Below are 5,340 nucleotides of genomic sequence, written 5' to 3'. Positions count from 1 at the left end.
ACGGCTCGGTGCCGTCCACCGGTCAGCGGCGCCCTGGCCTCCCACGGGCTGACCCCGCAGTACTCTCGGCGCGATGGGGCTTAGCTTCCGGGTTCGGAACGGGACCGGGCGTGCCCCCCATGCTCTGGCCGCTGACCGGTGGGCGGCGCCCACCGTTACGGTGTCCGGTATCTCCCTCACGTGCCCTGGGGGCCGCATGGCGCATAGGAAAGATGACTCGGGGGCATCCTCGTGCCCGGACCGCGCGTGAGCGCATGTCCCGCGGGCCGCGAGGTGCGGTTCCGGAAGAGCTCGGGCGATTAGTGCGGCTCGGCTGAGGACGTCGCCGCCCTTGCACCTGCCGTCTATCGACCAGGTAGTCTACCTGGGCCCTTACCGGAAGGAGAACTAATCCCTGGAACGGCTTCCCGCTTAGATGCCTTCAGCGGTTATCCGCGCCGCACGCGGCTACCCGGCCGTGCCGTTGGTCGACAACCGGTTCACCGGAGGTGCGTCCACCCCGGTCCTCTCGTACTGGGGGCAGCCTCCATCGATTCTCCTGCGCCCACGGAGGATAGGGACCGAACTGTCTCACGACGTTCTAAACCCAGCTCGCGTACCGCTTTAAACGGCGAACAGCCGTACCCTTGGGACCTGCTCCAGCCCCAGGATGCGATGAGCCGACATCGAGGTGCCAAACCTTGCCGTCGATGTGGACTCTTGGGCAAGATCAGCCTGTTATCCCCGGAGTACCTTTTATCCGTTGAGCGACGGCCCACCCACTCGGGGCCGCCGGATCACTAGAGCCTGCTTTCGCACCTGCTCGGCTTGTGGGCCTCGCAGTCAAGCCCGCTTGTACTCTTGCATTCAAAAGGACGGTTGCCGACCGTCCCGAGCGGACCTTCGCGCGCCTCCGTTACCCTTTAGGAGGCGACCGCCCCAGTCAAACTGCCCGCCTGGCACGGTCCCCGAGCCGGTTGACGGCCTCGGGTTAGGACGCCGGTCGCGCGAGGGCAGTATTCCAAGGGCGGCTCCCCGGGGGCTGGCGCCTCCGGATCTTAGCCTCCTGCCTATCCTCTACACGCGGGACCAGCGGCCAATGCCAAGCTGCAGTGAAGGTTCACGGGGTCTTTCCGTCCTTCCGCGGGTAAGTCGCATCTTCACGACCAGTGCAATTTCACCGGGTCCATGGTCGAGACAGCGCCCAAGTCGTTGCGCCTTTCGTGCAGGTCGGAACTTACCCGACAAGGAATTTCGCTACCTTAGGACCGTTATAGTTACGGCCGCCGTTTACCGGGGCTTGGCTTCGGGGCTTCGCGCGATGCGCTAACTCCTCCGCGTGACCTTCCGGCACCGGGCAGGCGTCAGACCCTATACGTCGCCTTGCGGCTTCTGCAGAGTCCTGTGTTTTTAGTAAACAGTCGCTTGGGCCTCTCCACTGCGGCCCGCCTCCGCTCCCCGGGCAAGCCGGTTCACGTACGCGCGGGCACCCCTTCTCCCGAAGTTACGGGGCCATTGTGCCGAGTTCCTTGACCATGGTTGACCCGATCGCCTCGGTATGTTCTACCCACCCACCTGTGTCGGTTTGCGGTACGGGCGCGCACGCGCCTGCCTAGGGGTTTTTCTAGGGACCTCGGGCTCACTCGCTTCGCTCAGTCGCTTCGTCCGGAGCCTCGCCCTGTGTGCGGACCGGATTTCCCTGGTCCGCGGGCCGCGCTCCATCACGGGGACGTCCAGAACCCCGCCGAGCCACCCCCATCCGTCGCCCCGTCGGTCGTAGCGCCGCGTGCGCGGTGCAGGAATGTCTGCCTGCTGCGCGTCGGCTACGCCTCCCGGCCTCGCCTTAGCCCCCGACTGACCCTGGGAGGATTAGCCTTGCCCAGGAAACCTCGGGTTCACGGCGGACGAGTTACTCTCTCGTCTCTCGCTACTCATGCCAGCATTCTCACTCCCATGCGCTCCACCGTCGGTCGCCCTGACGGCTTCTCCGCCCATGGGAAGCTCCCCTACCGATTCTGAAAATCAAAATCCCGCCGCTTCGGTGTCCAGCTTAGCCCCGTGTATTGTCGGCGCATGTCCACTCGACCAGTGAGCTGTTACGCACTCTTTGAATGCATGGCTGCTTCTAAGCCAACATCCTGGTTGTCTGGGCGGACGCACATCCTTTGCCACTCGGCTGGAACTTGGGGACCTTAGCGGGCGGTCCGGGCTGTTTCCCTCTCGAGCACACAGCTTAGCCCACATGCTCTGACTGCCGCGCTCTGGGCCGCCGGCATTCGGAGTTCGGTTGGATTCGGTAGGCGGCGAAGCCCCCTCGTCCATCCGGTGCTCTACCTCCGGCGGTGAACGCGCGACGCTAGCCCTAAAGCTATTTCGGGGAGAACGAGATATCTCCGGGTTTGATTGGCCTTTCACCCCTATCCGCAGGTCATCGCCGCCGTTTTCAACCGACGTGCGTTCGGCCCTCCACGGGGTCTTACCCCCGCTTCAGCCTGCCCACGGATAGCTCACCCGGCTTCGCGTCCGCGGCGCGGGACTCAAGTCGCCCTGTTAAGGCTCGCTTTCGCTTCGGCTCCCTTTCGGTTAACCTCGCCCCGCGCCAGCGACTCGCTGGCTCATTCTACAAAAGGCACGCCGTCACAACTTGAAAGTTGCTCCGACTGCTCGTGGGCGCACGGTTTCAGGTACTGTTTCACTCCCCTCCCGGGGTGCTTTTCACCTTTCCCTCACGGTACTGGTGCGCTATCGGTCACAGGGTAGTACTCAGGCTTGGATGGTGGTCCACCCAGGTTCGGACCGGGTTTCACGTGCCCGGCCCTACTCAGGGACCGCGTCGCGCCGTCCGGTCTGGGTTCGCGTACGGGGCTGTCACCCGCTGCGGCCGGCCCTCCCATGCCGTTCCGCTCCCCAGCCGGACCTGCGCCCGGGGGCGGCAGCCCCCGGATGCGCGGCCCTGCAACCCCGTCGGCGGAACCCCTGCCGGGTATGCCCGCTCGACGGTTTGGCCATCGGTCCCCTTTCGCTCGCCGCTACTCGGGGAGTCTCGAGATTGATTTCCTCTCCTCCGGGTACTTAGATGTTTCAGTTCCCCGGGTTGTCCTCCCGGCCCCTATGTGTTCAGGGTCGGGATATCCACACCTCTGTGGATGGGTTCGCCCATTCGGAGACCCCCGGGTCGAAGGATGTGTGCTCCTCGCCGGGGATTATCGCAGCTTGCCGCGTCCTTCATCGGCTCCCTGTGCCAAGGCATCCGCCGTGCGCCCGTGGTATCTTGCGGGACCGCATCGGGCCCGCGGGATATCCACGTGTCGCTAATTAAAATTAATCGATATCATGAATAGCGCTCGTATGTCGCAATTCGGGTATCTCATACCGCGGCACAGCAGTTGTACTGTGCTCGCGATCAGATGCTCCTCACTCATTAATAAGTGAATTCTTCTTGTTTGGATCGGATGAATGATTGCTATCATTCTCTATTTAATCGCAGAAAAGAATCGAGTCTGGAAGAGTTGGATCTTCCATCTCTCTCCTATCGCTATGCGGCTCTCAAGGTACGCGGGTGCGACCCCGGGGACCGGGTGCTGCGGGGACTTCATCGCGGGCGACATCTACCGGACGGGCTCCTGCCCTCCATTCGAGTTAAAGTGTTTCTCTCTAAGAATTTATCTCCCTAGAAAGGAGGTGATCCAGCCGCACCTTCCGGTACGGCTACCTTGTTACGACTTCACCCCCCTCACCCTCCACACCTTCGGCGCCTCCCCCCTCTCGGTTGGGCCGGCGACTTCGGGTGCAGACGACTCGGGTGGTGTGACGGGCGGTGTGTACAAGGCCCGGGAACGCATTCACCGCGGCATGCTGATCCGCGATTACTAGCAACTCCGACTTCATGGGGGCGGGTTGCAGCCCCCAATCCGAACTGGGGCCGGCTTTCCGGGATCCGCTCCCCCTCGCGGGGTGGCATCCCTCTGTACCGGCCATTGTAGCACGTGTGCAGCCCAGGGCATAAGGGGCATGATGACTTGACGTCGTCCCCGCCCTCCTCCGCCTTGACGGCGGCGGTCCCGCGTGGGTTCCCGGCATCACCCGATGGCAACACGCGGCGGGGGTTGCGCTCGTTGCGGGACTTAACCCAACATCTCACGACACGAGCTGACGACAGCCATGCACCACCTGTATGGGCTCCTCTCGGCCACGGGGTCTCCCCCGCTTCACCCATATGTCAAGCCCTGGTAAGGTTCTTCGCGTTGCTTCGAATTAAGCCACATGCTCCGCTGCTTGTGCGGGCCCCCGTCAATTCCTTTGAGTTTTAGCCTTGCGGCCGTACTCCCCAGGCGGGACGCTTAATGCGTTGGCTGCGGCACGGGGGGATCGTCCCCCCACACCTAGCGTCCATCGTTTACGGCTGGGACTACCAGGGTATCTAATCCTGTTCGCTCCCCCAGCTTTCGCGCCTCAGCGTCGGTCTCGGCCCAGAGGGCCGCCTTCGCCACCGGTGTTCCACCCGATATCTGCGCATTCCACCGCTACACCGGGTGTTCCACCCTCCCCTACCGGACCCAAGCCGCGGAGGTTCCGGGGGCTTCGGGGGGTTGAGCCCCCCGCTTCGACCCCCGGCCTGCCGGGCCGCCTACGCGCGCTTTACGCCCAATGAATCCGGATAACGCTCGCCCCCTACGTATTACCGCGGCTGCTGGCACGTAGTTAGCCGGGGCTTCTTCTGCAGGTACAGTCTTGACTCTTCCCTGCTGAAAGCGGTTTACGACCCGAAGGCCTCCGTCCCGCACGCGGCGTCGCTGCGTCAGGGTTCCCCCCATTGCGCAAGATTCCCCACTGCTGCCTCCCGTAGGAGTCTGGGCCGTGTCTCAGTCCCAATCTGGCCGGTCGGTCTCTCAACCCGGCTACCCGTTGTCGGCACGGTGGGCCGTCACCCCGCCGTCTACCTGATGGGCCGCGGAGCCATCCCCTCCCGTCGGGGCTTTAGCCGGGGTGCCATGCGGCACCCCGGGGTATCCGGTATTACCCGTCCTTTCGGGCGGCTATCCCGGGGGAGGGGGCAGGTTCTCCACGTGTTACTCAGCCGTTCGCCACTCGCTTCCACCCGAAGGTGGGTGCCGTTCGACTTGCATGTGTTAGGCGCGCCGCCAGCGTTCATCCTGAGCCAGGATCGAACTCTCCGTCCAAAATATGTTGGGCTTCGAGCCCGTCCGGTCCTCTCAGTCATCGCTGATCGGTTCCGTTCGATTCATATGGTTCTATTAGATAGGAAAAGGAATTTCTCGGGGCCGCCTCTCGGCGGCCTTGCGAAAAACAAATCCAAGTTAGACCATTTCAAATGGTTCGATGTCTGCCCGGATGCGACAC

General features: G+C 63.4%; 3 rRNA genes. All 3 read right to left on the bottom strand.

From position 1 onward, the window contains the following. Window positions 1-20: 20 nt before the first annotated feature. A 5S ribosomal RNA gene (rrf, locus tag I1M21_RS09645) occupies window positions 21-136 on the bottom strand. Window positions 137-279: 143 nt separating this feature from the next. After that, a 23S ribosomal RNA gene (locus tag I1M21_RS09640) occupies window positions 280-3,256 on the bottom strand. A gap of 397 nt (window positions 3,257-3,653) precedes the next feature. Beyond that, window positions 3,654-5,159: ribosomal RNA gene (locus tag I1M21_RS09635) — 16S ribosomal RNA — on the bottom strand. Together the 16S, 23S and 5S rRNA genes form the textbook arrangement of a ribosomal RNA operon. Between the last annotated feature and the right edge of the window lie 181 nt (window positions 5,160-5,340).

The sequence above is a fragment of the Collinsella aerofaciens genome (genome assembly GCF_015546965.1).
GTDB classification, from domain to species: Bacteria; Actinomycetota; Coriobacteriia; order Coriobacteriales; family Coriobacteriaceae; genus Collinsella; species Collinsella aerofaciens_X.
This window is presented reverse-complemented; position numbering and strand designations above follow the sequence as displayed.